Consider the following 14,608-nt stretch of genomic DNA (forward strand, 5'->3'; position numbering starts at 1 on the left):
CGGCAGGTGGTTCGAAGGTGTCTCAGCGGTGGTCAGGCGGCGGGCTGGAGCAGGTCCCAGCGGTTGCCGTACAGGTCCTGGAAGACGGCGACGGTGCCGTACGGCTCGTGGCGCGGCTCCTCCAGGAAGGTCACGCCGGCCGCGGTCATCCGGGCGTGGTCGCGGGCGAAGTCGTCGGTGTGCAGGAAGAACCCGACGCGTCCGCCGGTCTGGTCGCCGAGGCGGGAGCGCTGGGCCTCGTCCTTGGCGCGGGCGAGCAGCAGCCCGGTACCGGCGTCCGAGCCGCCCGGTTCCACGACGACCCAGCGGGAGCCGTCGGGGCGCGGGGCGTCCTCGGCCAGCCGGAAGCCGAGGGCCTCGGTGTAGAAGCGGATGGCCTCGTCGTAGTCGTCGACGACGAGGGTGACCAGGGCGACGCGTCGCATCGGGACCTTCCGGTGGAGGTGGTTAGCGGGTGAGGTTATACGTAAAACGTCACCCGCGCCAGTCATTGTTCTACGCGCGTTGCCGTGCGGCGTTACCGGGGCGTGGCGGTGCGGCGGCTCACCGGTGTCCACTGCGGGCCACACACGGCGGACGGAGTGTGTCAGGGCTTCTCGTCGCCCTGGGCGATCTCCACCCGGTGGTGGAAGTCGGCCATGCCGACGACGGAGGCCGCGCAGGAGACGGCGGTGCAGGCGATGAGCAGGCCGGCGATCGTCCGGCCCGCCCGGGGCACGTGAGGAGCGGCCAGCAGCGCCTGGACGCGCTGCGGCACGGGGCCCGTGGTCGCTGCGGCCACGAAGCCGGGGCGCTCGGAGTGGGCCGCCTGGCCGGCGAGGGCCGCGCGGGCGATGGCCCGGGCGGTCAGCCGCCGGTCGCCGACCCGGACGGCCGCGGCCTCGTCGGCGGCGCGCTCGACGGCGAGGCGGATGGTCTCGCGGACCGGGCGCAGCGCCGGGTGGCAGTGCGCGGCGAGTTCGGCGGCGGCGAGGAAGTAGTGGTGACCGCCGTCGTTGTGCGCCCGCTCGTGCGCGAACAGCACCTCCCGCTCGGGGCCGTCCAGGCTGCGCAGCATCGCGGTGGTGACGACGATGCGGTGCGGCCGGCCCGGCAGCGCGTAGGCGTCCGGGCGGGACGATTCCACCACGCACAGGTCGCCGGCCGCCGGCCGGTGCCCGGCCTGTGTACGGGCGGCACGGAAGGCGCGGGTCTGGTGCAGCACCGAGCGGACGAGGGTCCAGCCGCAGACGGCGAGGGCGCCGACGGAGGTCGCGGCGGCGGGCAGGACGACCAGGTCGGAGGCGGTGCGCAGCGGGTGGATCAGCTCGCCGAGCGCGGCGAAGAGGGGCATCTTGAGCAGTCCGATGAGGACGAACGAGCCGAGCGCCGCCAGCGAGCAGCCGGCGAGGACGACGGCGCAGACGGTGACGGACCACAGCGCGAGGACCGGGGCCAGCCGGTCCAGGGCGCGGCGGGCCAGGGCCGGCAGGGCGAGCGGCAGCAGCAGGGGCAGCAGGAGGAGCGCGGTCATCGTTCGTCGGATTCGAGCAGGTCCCGCAGGGTGCGTTCGTCATCGGCGCTGAGCTGGGCGACGAAGCGGGCGAGGACGGTCTCGCGGTCGCTGTCCCGGTCCAGTTCGCTGTGCATCCGGCGGGCGGTGAGACCCTGGGCGTCCTGGACGTCCTGGACGGGGAGATAGACGTAGCCGCGGCCCTGGCGGTGCCGCTCGACGACCCCCTTGTCGTGCAGGCGGGTGAGGATCGTGGTGACCGTCGTACGGGCCAGGTCCGCGCCGAGGCTGCGCTGGACCTGGCCGGGCGTCTGGGGTGCGGCGGCGGCCCAGAGCGCGGCCATGACACTCGCTTCGAGCTCACCGGCCGGCCGGCGCTCGTCCTTGGCCTCGGTCATGGAACGTTCCTCACCCCGTCTTCGTCTGCGGCCCGGGCGACCGTCTACACGATAGTAGTCAACCCGGCCTTCGTACGACTGTGCAGCCGGTCCCCCATTATGGGAGGGCCGGTGACGGGGGCCGGGCGTGTCAGTGCGCCGGGGTGTGCGGGACGTCGAGTCGTGCCTGGCCGATTCGCTCAGCTCGGCGAGCGCGCCGAGGTGTCGGCGACGGAGTCCCGCCGCATCGGGCGCGGACAGACGACGTCGAGAAGGTCACGGCCGAGCCGGCGCAGGTTCTCCTCGACACGACCACGCGGCTGGTCGGGCCGGGCCGAGGCGCCCCACTCGGGTTCACGCCGAGTTCGACGGCGCGGCGCCGCACGGCCCGGGACCGGGTACGGCCGCCGGGCGTGCCGAGGGGGAAGACGGCGCCGCCCGTGAGCCGCATGGCGCCGAGGCCGATGCGGCGCACGGGCAGGTCGCCGGGTTTCCAGGTGCATCAGGCGTCGGCGTCGGTCGCTTCAGCGGCCGTCCGGCGGGGTTTGCCACATCCGCCGTGCCGTGCAGGGTGGTTCAGCCGAGGGGCTTGTCCAGCACCGCCTTGCGGTGGCTGAACGTCTCGATGGAGTAGCGGCCGTGGTAGCTGCCCATGCCGCTCTCGCCGACGCCGCCGAACGGCAGGTCGGAGACGGTGAGATGGGCGAGGGGCAGGCCGTAGCCGAGGCCGCCGGAGGAGGTCTCGGCGGCGATGCGCGCACGGGTCGCCTCGGACTCGGTGAACACGTACAGCGCGAGCGGCTTGTCGCGGTCGTTGATGAAGCCGATCGCCTCGTCCAGGCCGGCCACCGTGACGAGAGGCAGGATCGGGCCGAAGATCTCCTCCCGCATGACGGGTGAGGCGGGGTCGACATCGGCGAGGACGGTCGGCGCGATGTACTTGGCCATGCGGTCGGTCCCGCCGCCGACCGCGACCCGGCCGGAGCCGAGCAGGCCGGACAGCCGGTCGAAGTGCCGCTCGTTGACGATCCGGCCGTACTCCGGGGACGTCGCCGGGTCGGTGCCGAACAGCGCCTCGACCGCCCGGACCAGCGCGGGCTCCAGGGCGGCGGCGGTCTCCGGGTCGGTCAGGACGTAGTCGGGGGCGACGCAGGTCTGGCCGGCGTTGAGGAACTTGCCGCGGGCGAGCCGGTCCGCGACCACGTCGAGATCGGCGTCCCGGTCCACGAACACCGGGGACTTGCCGCCCAGTTCGAGGGTGACCGGGGTCAGGTGCTCGGCCGCGGCGCGCATCACGATCCGGCCGACGGTGCCGTTGCCGGTGTAGAAGATGTGGTCGAAGCGCTCGGCCAGCAGGGCCGTGGTCTCCGGGACGCCGCCCTCGACCACGGCGACCGCGTCGGTGTCGAGATACACCGGGATCAGCTCGGCGAGGACGGCCGAGGTGGCGGGGGCCAGCTCGCTCGGCTTGACGACGACCGCGTTGCCGGAGGCCAGGGCGCCGACCATCGGGGCGAGCAGCAGCTGTGCCGGGTAGTTCCAGGGCGCGATGACGAGGACGACGCCGAGGGGGTCGTACTGCGTCCAGGCCGTGGCGTCGGCGCCGAGGTGGGCGGGGACCGGCGCGGGCTCCGGGCGCAGCCACTCCGCGAGGTGGTCGAGGGTGTGGTCGATCTCGCGGATCGTGAAGTCGATCTCGGTGCGGTAGGCCTCGGTGCTGCTCTTGCCGAGGTCGGCGTGGAGGGCGGCGGCGAGGTCGGCGCCGCGCTCCGTGAGCATCGCGCGCAGCCGGCGCAGCTGGCCGGTGCGCCACTCGACGGGCTTGGTGCGGCCGGCGGCGAAGGTGGCGCGCAGCCGGGCCACGATGTCGGCGGGCTGCTCGATGGCGGGGTGGTTCACGGATGCCTCGCTGATGGTGCACGGGCCGGATCGGCCCGAGCCTAGGACCTGGTGGATGTACTTGCCAACCTTTCAGGTCCTCAAGTTCATTCCGGCGACACGCCGTGACGCGCGTCACTGGACCACGCTGAGTCCGGGTGCGCCGCGGGGATCCCGGCCGCGGCGTGCGGCGCGACAGGGTTCCCCCGGACCGGGCACCGCTGCGCGGGCGCCGCCGGCGACCGACCGTCAGCGTCGGCGCAGCGGCCCCTGGGCCAGCGCGTGGGTGGCGACGGCGGCCACCGCGGCGAAGCCGAGGCCCTGGGCGAGGTCCCGCGGCCGGGTGCGGCGCAGCACGCCGGACCTGCGCAGCCGGCCGCGGGCCCACACGGTGAAGGGAAGGACCACCAGGGGCGTGGTCGCGGAGCCCGGGGTGTAGCCGCGCATGGTCGCCGCCTGTGCCAGATGGACCAGGCCGTGCAGCCCGAAGGCGTTGAGCGCGGTCTGGTAGACGGCCGACCGGCCCCCGGTCCGCTGCCCGTCGGCGCACACGGCGGCCAGCAACACCGCCATGGCGGCGACCGCGGTGGTGAACTCCCGCGCGTCCACGGACTCCAGCCGCCGCCACACCGTCTCCGGCACCTGGGGGAACCGTCTACGCAGCTCCGGCACATGGGTGCGCACCCAGCGCGGCACCATGACGACTTCCTCGGTGTCGTGCAGGGCCCAGGCGGCCAGCAGACCCCAGACGACGACCGCGTCGACGTCGTTCGCTTCTTGTGTCATGAACCCGCAGTCTGCCAGGGCCCGTTGGTCAGCTCGCGAACGGCACCTGGGCCGAGGGAGCGGACGCCCCGGCGTCGGGATGGGCCCACTGTCCCCGCGCGGCGAGCCGGGGCAGCACGCCCTCGCCGAACCAGTACGCCTCCTCCAGGTGCGGGTAGCCGGAGAGGACGAACTCGTCGATGCCGAGGGCGTGATACTCCTCGATCCGCCCGGCGACCTCGTCGTGGCTGCCGACCAGGGCGGTGCCCGCACCGCCGCGCACCAGGCCGATGCCCGCCCAGAGGTTGGGGTGGATCTCCAGGCCGTCGCGGCCGCCGCCGTGCAGGGCGAGCATGCGCTGCTGCCCCTCGGACTCGCTGCGGGCGAGGCCCTCCTGGACGGCCTGTACGGTCCGGGGGTCGAAGCCGTCGAGCAGCCGGTCCGCCTCCGCCCAGGCCTGTGCCGAGGTGTCCCGGGTGATGACGTGCAGCCGGATGCCGAAGCGGAGCGTACGGCCGTGCCGCGCGGCCAGGTCGCGGATCCAGGCGATCTTCTCGGCGACCTGGGCGGGCGGCTCGCCCCAGGTCAGATAGACGTCCGCGTACCGGGCCGCGACCTCGCCGGCCGCGGGCGAGGAACCGCCGAAGTACACCTCGGGCACCGGGTCGGGCACCCGGCTGAGTTTCGCCTCCTCGACGCGCAGATGCTCCCCGTGCAGGTCGACGCTCTTGCCGTCCCACAAGTCCCGCACGATGTGCAGGAATTCGCCGGTACGACGGTAGCGGGCGTCCTTGTCGAGGAAGTCGCCGTAGGCCCGCTGTTCGTGGCTCTCGCCGCCGGTGACCACGTTGAGCAGCAGCCGTCCGCCGGTCTGCCGCTGGAAGGTGGAGGCCATCTGCGCGGCGAGCGTCGGCGAGACGGAACCGGGCCTGAAGGCGACGAGGAACTTCAGGCGTTCGGAGTTCTGGCTGACCATGGCGGTGGTCAGCCACGCGTCCTCGCACCAGGCACCGGTCGGGGTGAGCGCGCCCACGAAGCCGAGGTGCTCGGCGGCCCGGGCGATCTGGCTCAGATACGCGACGGTCGGGGGCCGGTCCCGGCCGGAGGCGGTGGCCGGTGTGCCGTGACCGCCGCCGACGACATGACGGCTGTCGCCGTTTGTGGGCAGGAACCAGTGGAAGGTGAGGGACACGTGGGGTCTCCGATCGCGAGTGTCCGTCAGGGCGGACCGTGCCGGGGCGGCAGCGTTCCGGTCGGCACACACCGGCCGAGGCACTGGACCAGCGGGCCGGATCGTGCGCTCCAAAAGGTGCGGCGCGCGGCAGTGCCGGACGCCGCTCGGCGACGGTCAGCCCGCCGCCGCCAGCACCGGGGCGGTGCGGTCGAGGGCGGCGGAGAACCGGTCCACCGCATGACCGAGCGCCTCGGCGGTGGCCGGGGCGAGGCTCAGCGAGCCGTCCTCGCGTACGGTGATGTCCCGGTCGAGGGTGAACCAGCCCTGGACGACATGGGCGGCGCCCATGGAGTGCAGCACCGGCCGCAGCGCGTAGTCGATGGCGAGGACATGCGCGGTGGAGCCTCCGGTGGCCAGGGGCAGCACGGTCTTGCCGGTGAGCGCGTGCTGCGGGAGCAGGTCGAGCAGCGCCTTGAGGACACCGGAGTACGACGCCTTGTAGATGGGTGTGCCGATCAGGACGCCGTCGGCGCGGGCGAACAGCGCGGCGGCCTCGACGATCGCCGGATGCCGGACGTCCGCGCCGAGCAGCGCCTCGGCCGGGACGCCACGGACGTCGAGCGGGATCACCTGATGGCCCTGGGCGAGCAGCCGCTGGTCCAGGTGGCGCAGCAGCCGGCCGGTGCGCGAGGTCGCGGAGGGGCTGCCGGAGACGGACAGGACGGTGGCCATGAGTGCCTCGTTTCGGGGATGCGCCGCCGCATTCCTCGACCAGGGCATGCCGAATTCCGGATACGGGAAAGCGCGGGGGAATTCGGCGGGGCCGGAATGGAGCAGAGCGGGGCGCGGCGGATCGGCGGTTCGACGGCTCGGTGGAAAGGGTCGGCGATCAGGCCGCGGCGCGACAGGAGGCGCTGGAGACGCGCGCGAGGTCGACATGGCGTCGCCGCGTGAGGTCCAGTCGCATCGTCATGCCATTGATCGTTACAGCCGCCGATGAGAACCGTCAAGGAAATCCCGACCGGTCTCGTATCGCGGACCGTTGAATTTCACGAGGGCGTGCGGGTGTGACGGGAAAACCCTTGAACCGCATCCTCAGGGACCCGGCGCCACAAGACCGTCACCGGGCGGCCCGGCGGTCGCCGCAGCCCCGCTCACAGCGCCCGGCCGTCCTCGTCCCCCGCCTCGGCCACGACGAGGAAAGCGTCGGACCTCAGGTCCATCACCACGGTCACCCGCTCGCCCTGGGCGCGGCACGCGGCCGCGTACTCCTCCGCGGGCCACGATCCCCGCGGGGCCCCGGCGGGGAACCGCTCCAGCACCTTCCCGGTCATGACGGTCGGTCACCTCCACAGTCGCCGGCCGGACGGTCTGTACACCCTGTACCACTTCGCCTGCCCGGATCCCGCGCGAACATGTCACCCCGTGCCGGACCCGCGACGCCGGGCCCCGATGCGCGGACCCGCGGACGCAGAACTACACATAAAGACGAAATAAGAGCAAACTGGATTCAAGCGGTGCCTCCCTCGCACCGCACCAGACGCGGTCTGGCCAGCGAAGTCAAAGGAGACGAGTCATGGCCAACGTCTCGCACAGGGGTGATATGACGACCCACCCCGATGTCTCCGAAATGCGGGAACGCTACGCCCGCATGCTCGGCGGTCGCGATGTGGCGCTCGTGGACGGGCCGGTCTTCCTGCTCGGGATCTACTGCGCGGCATCTCCGTGGATCGTGCACTACACGACGAGCCAGCCCGCACTCGTGACCCACAACCTGATCATGGGTATAGCGATAGGACTGCTGGCACTGGGATTCACCCGGGCCCCCGAGCGGATGTACGGCCTGAGCTGGGCCATGTGCGCGCTGGGCATCTGGATGATCATCGCCCCGTGGATCGTGGGCAGCAGCCCGGACCGGGGCGTGATCATCAACAACGTCGTCATCGGCGCACTGGCGCTCGCCCTCGGACTGATCTGTGCCGGTACGGCGGCGCGGAGCACCTCCAAGCCGTGACCGCAGACGCACGAGAGAAGCGAAGGGAATGCGAGGCCGGTCCGCCCGTGCGGGCCGGCCTCCTCGCGCCCGCCCAGCGCCCCGCTCGCACAGCTCACCCAGGCTCTGGCCGTTGTTTAAGCGGGTCCAACCCCGCGCTTTCCTGCGGATTCAAAGGTTGAGCGGTGGAATATGCACCGATTCGAGGAGAACGCTACAAACATCTGTTACATGACGTATGGCTGACCTTGATGGACGGTCCGTAGCGTCGAAGACACACCGACGAACGAAACCGATCGAAGGACAGTTCACCGATGCGTGCTCTTCGCACCCTGCGCACCACCCTCGTCGCCGCCGGCGCCACCGCCGTTCTCGCCGCGTCGGCCTCCGGCGCCTTCGCGGCCGCCGCTCCCGAGGCGGCGCCCGTCGCTCATGCCTCGACCCACTGCAAGGACAAGCGTGTCCTCGTCAAGACGGTGCGGCTCGCGGACAAGGTCTCCGTCGCCAAGGTCTACAAGACCGGCAAGCACCGCTTCGAGGCGGAGATCTGGGCGAAGGGCAAGAAGTACGGGACCCTCACCAGCAAGGGCAAGGGCAAGCACACGCACGCCCAGCACAACGGACTGCACATCACGCTGCACCCGAACAGCAAGGTGACGTCCTGGGTCGAGCGGGCCAAGCCGAAGCCCCAGCCCAAGCCGCAGCCCGTCGCCAAGCGCATCCTCGTCTCCATAGCGACGCTGGCCGATGACGTCTCCACCGGCAAGGTCTACAAGCTCGGCGCCAACCACTACGAGGCCGACATCTACGCCCACGGCCACAAGCTCGACACCCTCGTCGCCAAGGGCCGCGCCGCCTACGGCGAGAACAACGGCCTCCACGTGGCCCTGAAGCCGGACGGCCGGCTGACCTCGTGGGTCGAGGACGCCCCGCGGCCCGAGCCGAAGAAGACCACCTCCGCTGCCAAGCCGGCCCCGCTGCCGGACAACGGCAACGACAAGGCCGACACGTCCGAGAAGGCAGCCAAGGACGACAAGGCCGACACGGCTGACAAGGCCGTCCAGACCGACAACGCCGACACGCCGCAGGCCGCGCAGGCCGAGTGACCCGGCCGAGCCAGCCGGTCACAGCGAACGGGATCCATACATCCGGGGGCGGCTCCGGCCGGTCAGGTACCGGCCGGAGCCGACGTGTCCAGGCGTCCCCGGCCATGTCCCGGGCCACATGCGGCCAGAACGGTAGGGCGGCCGGGTTGTCGTGCTGGAACGCGATCCCCCAGGCGCCGGGCGGCAGGCGGGACTTTCGCAACACTCCCTAGCCCACCTCAAGGACCTTGTACTCCTCGCTGATCTCCTTCACGCCGAACGGCCACACCTTCTCCAGCCGTGCCCACACGAAGAAGGCCACGCAGCCGAGCGCCAGCCAGGCCAGGGACCACTCGATGGGGTGGCGACCTGGGGAGTTCCTGTCGGCGTAGCCGTAGATCACGCACCAGCCGACGAACGCGAGGATGCTCGGCAGCGGGTAGAGCCACATCCGGTAGGGGCGGCGCAGTTCCGGCTGCCGCCTGCGCAGCACGGTCAGGGCGATGATCTGGGCGAGTGCCTGGACGATCACCATGACCGTGGTGAGCAGCTGGATCAGGGTGGCGAGGTCGGTGTGCCGGCCGATCAGGAAGCCCACGGCGGTGATCACGCCCATGGTCGCGAGACCCAGCATCGGGAAGCGGTGCCGGGGGTGCAGCTTCTCGTACGGCCGGAAGAAGACGCGGTCGCGGGCGGCGTCGTAGGGCACCCGGGAGCCGCCCAGCAGCCCGGTGAACACCGAGGCGAACGCGGTGACGAGGATCAGCACGGTCACCACGTCGGCGGCGCCCCTGCCCCAGGTCTTCTCCAGCACCGCCGAGGCCACCGAGGTGGCGGCGATGTCGTGCGGGTCGGTCATCCGGTGCCAGTCGATCACGCCGAGGGTGCCGATCTGGAGCAGCAGATAGATCGCCATGATGCCGAGGATGGAGAAGAGGATCGAGCGTGGGAGCGTACGGCCCGGGTCCTTGATCTCGGCGCCCATGTACGCGGTGGTGTTGTAGCCGAGGTAGTCGTAGATGCCGATGGTCAGGCCCCCGGCGAAGCCCGGCCAGAAGTGGTTGCCCGTCAGGTCGAAGGCGCCCGAGGGGTAGGTGAAGGCCAGGTGCGGGCTGAAGTCGGAGGCCGCGGCGGCGATGACCAGGAGCACCGAGGCGATCATCACGGCCCACATCACGGCGGTGATCCGTGCGATGTGCTCGATGCCGCGCCAGAGCAGGAGCACGACGAGGGCGATGACACCGAGGCCGATCAGATCCCCGGCACTCTGCCCGAGGTCCGGGGCCAGATAGCCGAGGTACTGGACGAAGCCGACCACACCCGTGGACATGATCAGCGGGATGAAGAGCATCGCCGTCCACACGAACAGGAACGGCATCAGACGGCCCGTGCGGTACTGGAAGGCCTGGCGCAGATAGACGTAACTGCCGCCGGAGCCGGGCATCGAGGCGCCCAGTTCGGCCCAGACCAGCCCGTCGCACAGAGCGAGGACCGCGCCCGCGACGAAGCCGATGACCGCCTGGGGGCCGCCGAACACGGCGACCATCAGCGGGATCGTGACGAACGGGCCGATACCGCACATCTGGCTCATGTTGATGGCCGTGGCCTGGAACAGGCCGACACGGCGGACGAAACCACCCGCGGGCGGCGGGCTACCGGACATGGGGACTCCTGACGCGACGGGACGCGGGCCGCGTGTCTGCGGGGGCCGACACGCCCGGGCCGGACTGCTGGGCGATAAAGTTAAGGAGCCTTACTAGCCGCGTCAAGTATCCGTGGGGAATGCGTGAGAATGGTGCGATGGCCGCCAGCGATGTCGTAGAGCAGCAGGAACAGCCCTGGAGCCGCCGGCGGCTGCGCAGCACCAACGAGCGGCTGCTGCTGGACCGACTGCGCGCCCAGGGCGCCGCCTCACGAGCCCAACTGGCCCGGGAGACCGGCCTGTCGAAGCCCACGGTCTCCAGCGCGCTGGCCTCGCTGGCGGCGGCCGGCCTGGTGCACGAGGTCGGCACCCAGGCCCCGGAGCGCGGACGCACCGCGGTGCTGTACGCCCCCGACCCGGCCGCCGGGTACGCGCTCGGCGTGGACATCGGGCGTGGCTGGCTGCGGGTGGCGGTGGTCGACCTGGACGGCACCGTCGTCGCCCGGTCCGATGTGCGCAACCGGGCCCGCGCCTCCGCCGCGCTGGCCGACCTGGTCGTGGGCACCGCCCGCCAGGTGATCGCGGGCTCGGGCGTGGACCCGGCCGAGGTGGTGCACGGGGTGATCGGCACGCCCGGTGTCTACGACGCGAAGCAGCGGCGGGTGCGGTACGCGATGCATCTGCCGGGCTGGGGGCGCGCGGGGCTCGTCGACCGGATGCGCGAGGAGCTGGGTGTGCCGCTGGAGGTGCACAACGACGCCAATCTCGCCGCGCTCGGCGAGTACACCTACGGCGTCGGCACGGGCAGCCGGCTGTTCGCGTACATCCTGATCGGTACCGGACTCGGCATGGGTGTCGTGAGCGAGGGTCGGCTGTTCACGGGCGCGCGCGGCCTGGCCGGCGAGATCGGCTTCCTGCCCTGGCCGGGCCGGCAGAAGCCGGAGCGGCTGGAGGACGCGGTGTCCGGGGTGGCCGTGGTGGAGGCCGCCCGGGAGTTCGGGATGAGCGGGCAGCTCACGGCGAAGGCGGTCTTCGACGCGGCCCGGCAGGGCCATCCGGCCGCCCTCAGCGCGGTGGAACTGGAGGGCGAGCGGATCGCGCACACCGTCGCGGCGGCCGCCGCCGTGCTCGACCCGGACCTGGTGGTGCTCGGCGGCGGCGTCGGCCACAGCGTCGACCTGCTGCTCGGCCCGGTCCAGGAGCGGGTGCGCGCCCTCACCCCGCTGCGCCCGAGGATCGCGCCGAGCCGGCTCGGCGAGGACGCGGTGCTGCTGGGCGCGGTGGCCACGGCCCTGGACACGGCCCGGGACCTGGTGTTCGAGCGCAGGACGGCGGGAACCTGACGCCCCGAAGGGCCCTGCCGCCCACGGTCATTGACACGACCCGGGGCGCGCCCTAGCTTGAACCAGGTTAGTAAAGTTTCCTAACTTTACGAGGCTGGAGACCCCGTGTTCCCTCGCCCCGCCCTCGCCCGCCGGTACGCCGTCACCGCGCTGGTCCTCGGCCTGCTCGCCTCCCTGACCAGCGGCGCCTGGCCCGGCGCCCGGCAGCAGCCGACGCCGTCGCACGGGCCCGCCCGGGTGACCCGTGTCCCCTCCGCCGCCGGCTCCGCCACCCCGCTGACCGGGTACGCGATCCAGTCCTCGGCGAAGGTGACCGACTCCGCCGCCGTGGTCTCCTCCCCCGGCTATCCGGCGCAGGGCTGGTACCCGGCGGGCCCCCGCTCCACGGTGCTGGCGGCGCTGCTCGCCGACGGCGTCTACGCCGACCCCTTCTTCTCGACCGACCAGCAGAAGATCCCGCAGTCCGACTTCCAGGTCCCCTGGTGGTACCGCTCCGACTTCACCGTCGACGACACCGCGCGGCGCACCTACCTCGACTTCAGCGGGGTGATCTCGGCGGCCGACGTCTATGTCGACGGCCACCAGGTGGCGGGGGCGGACGATGTCACCGGCGCCTACACCCACCACGAGCTGGACGTCACGTCCCTGGTCAGGGCCGGCACGAACACCGTCGCCTTCCGCATCAGGCCCAACGACCCGGCCAAGGACCTCACCATGGGCTGGATCGACTGGCTCCAGCCGCCGCCCGACCGGAACATGGGGATCGTCCGGGACGTCCTGGTGCGCAGGGGCGGCCCGGTGGCGCTGCGCGACGCGCACGTCGTCAGCAAGCTCGCCGTGCCCTCGCTCGCCTCCGCCGACCTCACGGTGAAGGCCGAGGCCCGCAACGACACCGGCGCGCCGGTCACGGCACAGATCACCGGCACCGTCGGCGCGACGCGCTTCACCCGGGACGTCCCCCTCGCCGCCCACGAGACCAGGGCCGTCACCTTCTCCCCCGCCGACACCCCCGGTCTGCATCTGACCGCGCCCGAGGTGTGGTGGCCGGCCGGGATGGGCGGACAGCCGCTGTACGGCCTCGACCTCACGGCGTCCGTCGCCGGGACGACGTCCGACACCGCACACGACAGCTTCGGCATCCGCGACGTCGAGGCTCCCCTGAACGCGGACGGCGCACGCCGGTACCGGATCAACGGCCGCAGGCTGCTGATCAAGGGCGGCGGCTGGTCGCCCGACGAGTTCCTGCGCTGGGACAGCCGCTATGTCGAGGACCGTCTGAAGTACGCCCGCGACCTGGGGCTGAACACGATCCGCCTGGAAGGACACCTGGAGCCGGACGAGTTCTTCGACCTGGCCGACCGCTACGGCATCCTCACGCTGCCGGGCTGGGAGTGCTGCGACAAGTGGGAGGGCAACGTCAACGGCTCCGGTGAGCCGGGCGACCCGTGGACCGCCGCCGACTATCCGGTGGCGAAGGCCTCCATGGCCGCCGAGGCCGCCCGGCTGCGGGACCACCCGAGCGTGATCTCCTTCCTGATCGGCAGCGACTTCGCCCCCGACGCGAAGATCGAGAAGACCTATCTCGACGCCCTGGGGTCCGCCGACTGGCCCGACCCGGTGGTCTCCGCCGCCTCCGGCAAATCCTCACCCCAGCTGGGCAGTTCGGGTATGAAGATGACCGGGCCGTACGACTGGGTGCCGCCGGGCTACTGGTACGCGAAGCGGGAGGGCGGAGCCACCGGCTTCAACTCCGAGACCAGCGCCGGACCGAGCATCCCGACCCTCGACACCCTGCGGCGCATGCTGACCCCGGCCGAACTGGACACCCTCTGGAAGGACCCGGACGCCAGGCAGTACCACCGCTCGCCGTCCCCGGTCTTCGGCACACTCAAGATCTACGACACCGCCCTCGCCGGCCGCTACGGCGCCTCCACGAGCCTCGCCGACTATGTGCGCAAGGCCCAGCTGGCCCAGTACGAGAACGTCCGCGCCCAGTTCGAGGCCTACGACCGCAATGCCACGGACGCGTCGAAGCCCTCGACCGGGGTGATCCACTGGATGTTCAACAGCGGCTGGACGTCCCTGCACTGGCAGCTGACGGACCGCTGTCTCGACCAGGGCGGCGCCTACTTCGGCGCGAAGAAGGCGAACGAGCCGCTGCACATCCAGTACGGCTACGACAACCGCTCGGTCGCCGTCGTGAACAACCGGCACGAGGCCGCCCACGGACTCACCGCGCGGGCCACGCTCTTCGACCCCGACGGCACACAGCGGTACGACCGGACGGTGAGCGGTGTCTCGGTGAACGGCGACGGCGCGCACAGCACCCCGCTCACCCTGCCCTCCTCGGTGGGCGGACTGCCGTCGACGTATCTGCTGCGCCTGGTCCTGACCGGCGCGGACGGCAAGGAGGTGAGCCGCAACGTGTACTGGCTCTCCACCCGCCCCGACACCCTCGACTGGTCGCACACCACCTGGTACTACACGCCGACGACGGGTTACGCCGATCTCAAGGGGCTCTCCTCGATGGCACAGGTGCCGGTGACGGCGACCGCGGCCACCGAGTCCTCGGACGGCACCTCGACCACGACGGTCACCCTGCGCGGCACCGGGAGCGGGAAGACCCCGGCGCTGCTGACGGACGTCCACCTCGTGGACGCGCTGGGGAAGCCGGTGCTGCCGGTGCGCTGGTCGGACAACGAGGTGAGCCTGTGGCCGGGCGAGTCGGTCACGCTGACCGCCACGTACCGGACGGCCGATCTGCGGGGCTCCGCGCCGAGCGTGCGGGTCTCCGGCTGGAACACCCCGCAGCGGACGGTACCGGCGGCGTGACACGGGCGGGGGTGGGGCCGGCGGCCC

At 71.9% G+C, this 14,608-nt stretch carries 14 protein-coding genes and 1 pseudogene; 4 read left to right on the top strand and 11 right to left on the bottom strand.

Features of this window, described 5'->3' with window-relative positions; genetic code table 11:
• Positions 1–32: 32 nt before the first annotated feature.
• The 10 genes and pseudogenes from IE277_RS26935 to IE277_RS26970 all read right to left on the bottom strand — a co-directional run bounded on the left by IE277_RS26935 (position 33) and on the right by IE277_RS26970 (position 7,020).
• Positions 33–425, bottom strand: a complete 393-nt coding sequence (locus IE277_RS26935; RefSeq protein WP_189956292.1) for a VOC family protein — start codon at positions 423–425, stop codon at positions 33–35.
• Between the two features lie 161 nt (positions 426–586).
• Positions 587–1,513: a M56 family metallopeptidase gene (locus tag IE277_RS26940; protein ID WP_189956293.1), complete on the bottom strand. Its 927-nt coding sequence runs from the start codon at positions 1,511–1,513 to the stop codon at positions 587–589.
• A complete protein-coding gene (locus IE277_RS26945; RefSeq protein WP_189956294.1) occupies positions 1,510–1,890 on the bottom strand; it encodes a BlaI/MecI/CopY family transcriptional regulator in 381 nt (126 codons plus the stop codon). The genes IE277_RS26940 and IE277_RS26945 overlap by 4 nt, the downstream gene beginning before the upstream one ends.
• 171 nt (positions 1,891–2,061) lie before the next feature.
• Positions 2,062–2,350, bottom strand: a pseudogene (locus IE277_RS47475) (aldo-keto reductase family protein); the annotation flags it as partial.
• 95 nt (positions 2,351–2,445) lie between these two features.
• The gene (locus tag IE277_RS26950) at positions 2,446–3,768 is read right to left on the bottom strand and encodes an aldehyde dehydrogenase family protein (protein WP_189956295.1); all 1,323 of its coding nucleotides are present in this window, start codon (positions 3,766–3,768) and stop codon (positions 2,446–2,448) included.
• 228 nt (positions 3,769–3,996) lie between these two features.
• A complete protein-coding gene (locus IE277_RS26955; RefSeq protein ID WP_189956296.1) occupies positions 3,997–4,533 on the bottom strand; it encodes an HXXEE domain-containing protein in 537 nt (178 codons plus the stop codon).
• A 28-nt stretch (positions 4,534–4,561) separates the two neighbouring features.
• Positions 4,562–5,704 carry an LLM class flavin-dependent oxidoreductase gene (locus IE277_RS26960; protein WP_189956297.1) on the bottom strand — a complete coding sequence of 381 codons (1,143 nt, stop codon included), beginning with the start codon at positions 5,702–5,704 and terminating at the stop codon, positions 4,562–4,564.
• A gap of 156 nt (positions 5,705–5,860) precedes the next feature.
• Complete coding sequence (ssuE, locus tag IE277_RS26965; protein WP_189956298.1) at positions 5,861–6,418, bottom strand: NADPH-dependent FMN reductase; 558 nt, start codon at positions 6,416–6,418, stop codon at positions 5,861–5,863.
• A 157-nt stretch (positions 6,419–6,575) separates the two neighbouring features.
• On the bottom strand, positions 6,576–6,659 hold the full coding sequence (locus IE277_RS49630; protein WP_350710819.1) for a putative leader peptide: 84 nt from the start codon (positions 6,657–6,659) through the stop codon (positions 6,576–6,578).
• 181 nt (positions 6,660–6,840) lie between these two features.
• Positions 6,841–7,020, bottom strand: a complete 180-nt coding sequence (locus tag IE277_RS26970) for a DUF8839 family protein (protein WP_189956299.1) — start codon at positions 7,018–7,020, stop codon at positions 6,841–6,843.
• 242 nt (positions 7,021–7,262) lie between these two features.
• Here IE277_RS26970 and IE277_RS26975 point away from each other — a divergent pair, with 242 nt between their 5' ends.
• Both IE277_RS26975 and IE277_RS26980 read left to right on the top strand, forming a co-directional pair.
• The gene (locus tag IE277_RS26975; RefSeq protein WP_189956300.1) at positions 7,263–7,700 is read left to right on the top strand and encodes an SPW repeat protein; all 438 of its coding nucleotides are present in this window, start codon (positions 7,263–7,265) and stop codon (positions 7,698–7,700) included.
• Between the two features lie 293 nt (positions 7,701–7,993).
• Positions 7,994–8,785, top strand: a complete 792-nt coding sequence (locus IE277_RS26980; protein WP_189956301.1) for a hypothetical protein — start codon at positions 7,994–7,996, stop codon at positions 8,783–8,785.
• A 208-nt stretch (positions 8,786–8,993) separates the two neighbouring features.
• Here the strand turns inward: IE277_RS26980 and IE277_RS26985 are convergent, their stop codons facing one another.
• The gene (locus IE277_RS26985; protein ID WP_189956302.1) at positions 8,994–10,427 is read right to left on the bottom strand and encodes an APC family permease; all 1,434 of its coding nucleotides are present in this window, start codon (positions 10,425–10,427) and stop codon (positions 8,994–8,996) included.
• A 137-nt stretch (positions 10,428–10,564) separates the two neighbouring features.
• Between IE277_RS26985 and IE277_RS26990 the strand changes: the two genes are divergently transcribed.
• Both IE277_RS26990 and IE277_RS26995 read left to right on the top strand, forming a co-directional pair.
• Complete coding sequence (locus IE277_RS26990; RefSeq protein WP_189956303.1) at positions 10,565–11,749, top strand: ROK family protein; 1,185 nt, start codon at positions 10,565–10,567, stop codon at positions 11,747–11,749.
• A 105-nt stretch (positions 11,750–11,854) separates the two neighbouring features.
• On the top strand, positions 11,855–14,581 hold the full coding sequence (locus IE277_RS26995; RefSeq protein WP_189956304.1) for a glycoside hydrolase family 2 protein: 2,727 nt from the start codon (positions 11,855–11,857) through the stop codon (positions 14,579–14,581).
• Positions 14,582–14,608 lie beyond the last annotated feature (27 nt).

It is taken from the genome of Streptomyces alanosinicus (assembly GCF_014650595.1).
GTDB classification, from domain to species: Bacteria; Actinomycetota; Actinomycetes; order Streptomycetales; family Streptomycetaceae; genus Streptomyces; species Streptomyces alanosinicus.

Coding starts and splice junctions, on each gene's coding strand:
- IE277_RS26935 (WP_189956292.1), bottom strand. CDS start 425: ATGCGACGCGTCGCCCTGGTCACCCTCGTCGTCGACGACTACGACGAG.
- IE277_RS26940 (WP_189956293.1), bottom strand. CDS start 1,513: ATGACCGCGCTCCTCCTGCTGCCCCTGCTGCTGCCGCTCGCCCTGCCG.
- IE277_RS26945 (WP_189956294.1), bottom strand. CDS start 1,890: ATGACCGAGGCCAAGGACGAGCGCCGGCCGGCCGGTGAGCTCGAAGCG.
- IE277_RS26955 (WP_189956296.1), bottom strand. CDS start 4,533: ATGACACAAGAAGCGAACGACGTCGACGCGGTCGTCGTCTGGGGTCTG.
- ssuE (WP_189956298.1), bottom strand. CDS start 6,418: ATGGCCACCGTCCTGTCCGTCTCCGGCAGCCCCTCCGCGACCTCGCGC.
- IE277_RS49630 (WP_350710819.1), bottom strand. CDS start 6,659: ATGACGATGCGACTGGACCTCACGCGGCGACGCCATGTCGACCTCGCG.
- IE277_RS26970 (WP_189956299.1), bottom strand. CDS start 7,020: ATGACCGGGAAGGTGCTGGAGCGGTTCCCCGCCGGGGCCCCGCGGGGA.
- IE277_RS26975 (WP_189956300.1), top strand. CDS start 7,263: ATGGCCAACGTCTCGCACAGGGGTGATATGACGACCCACCCCGATGTC.
- IE277_RS26980 (WP_189956301.1), top strand. CDS start 7,994: ATGCGTGCTCTTCGCACCCTGCGCACCACCCTCGTCGCCGCCGGCGCC.
- IE277_RS26985 (WP_189956302.1), bottom strand. CDS start 10,427: ATGTCCGGTAGCCCGCCGCCCGCGGGTGGTTTCGTCCGCCGTGTCGGC.
- IE277_RS26990 (WP_189956303.1), top strand. CDS start 10,565: ATGGCCGCCAGCGATGTCGTAGAGCAGCAGGAACAGCCCTGGAGCCGC.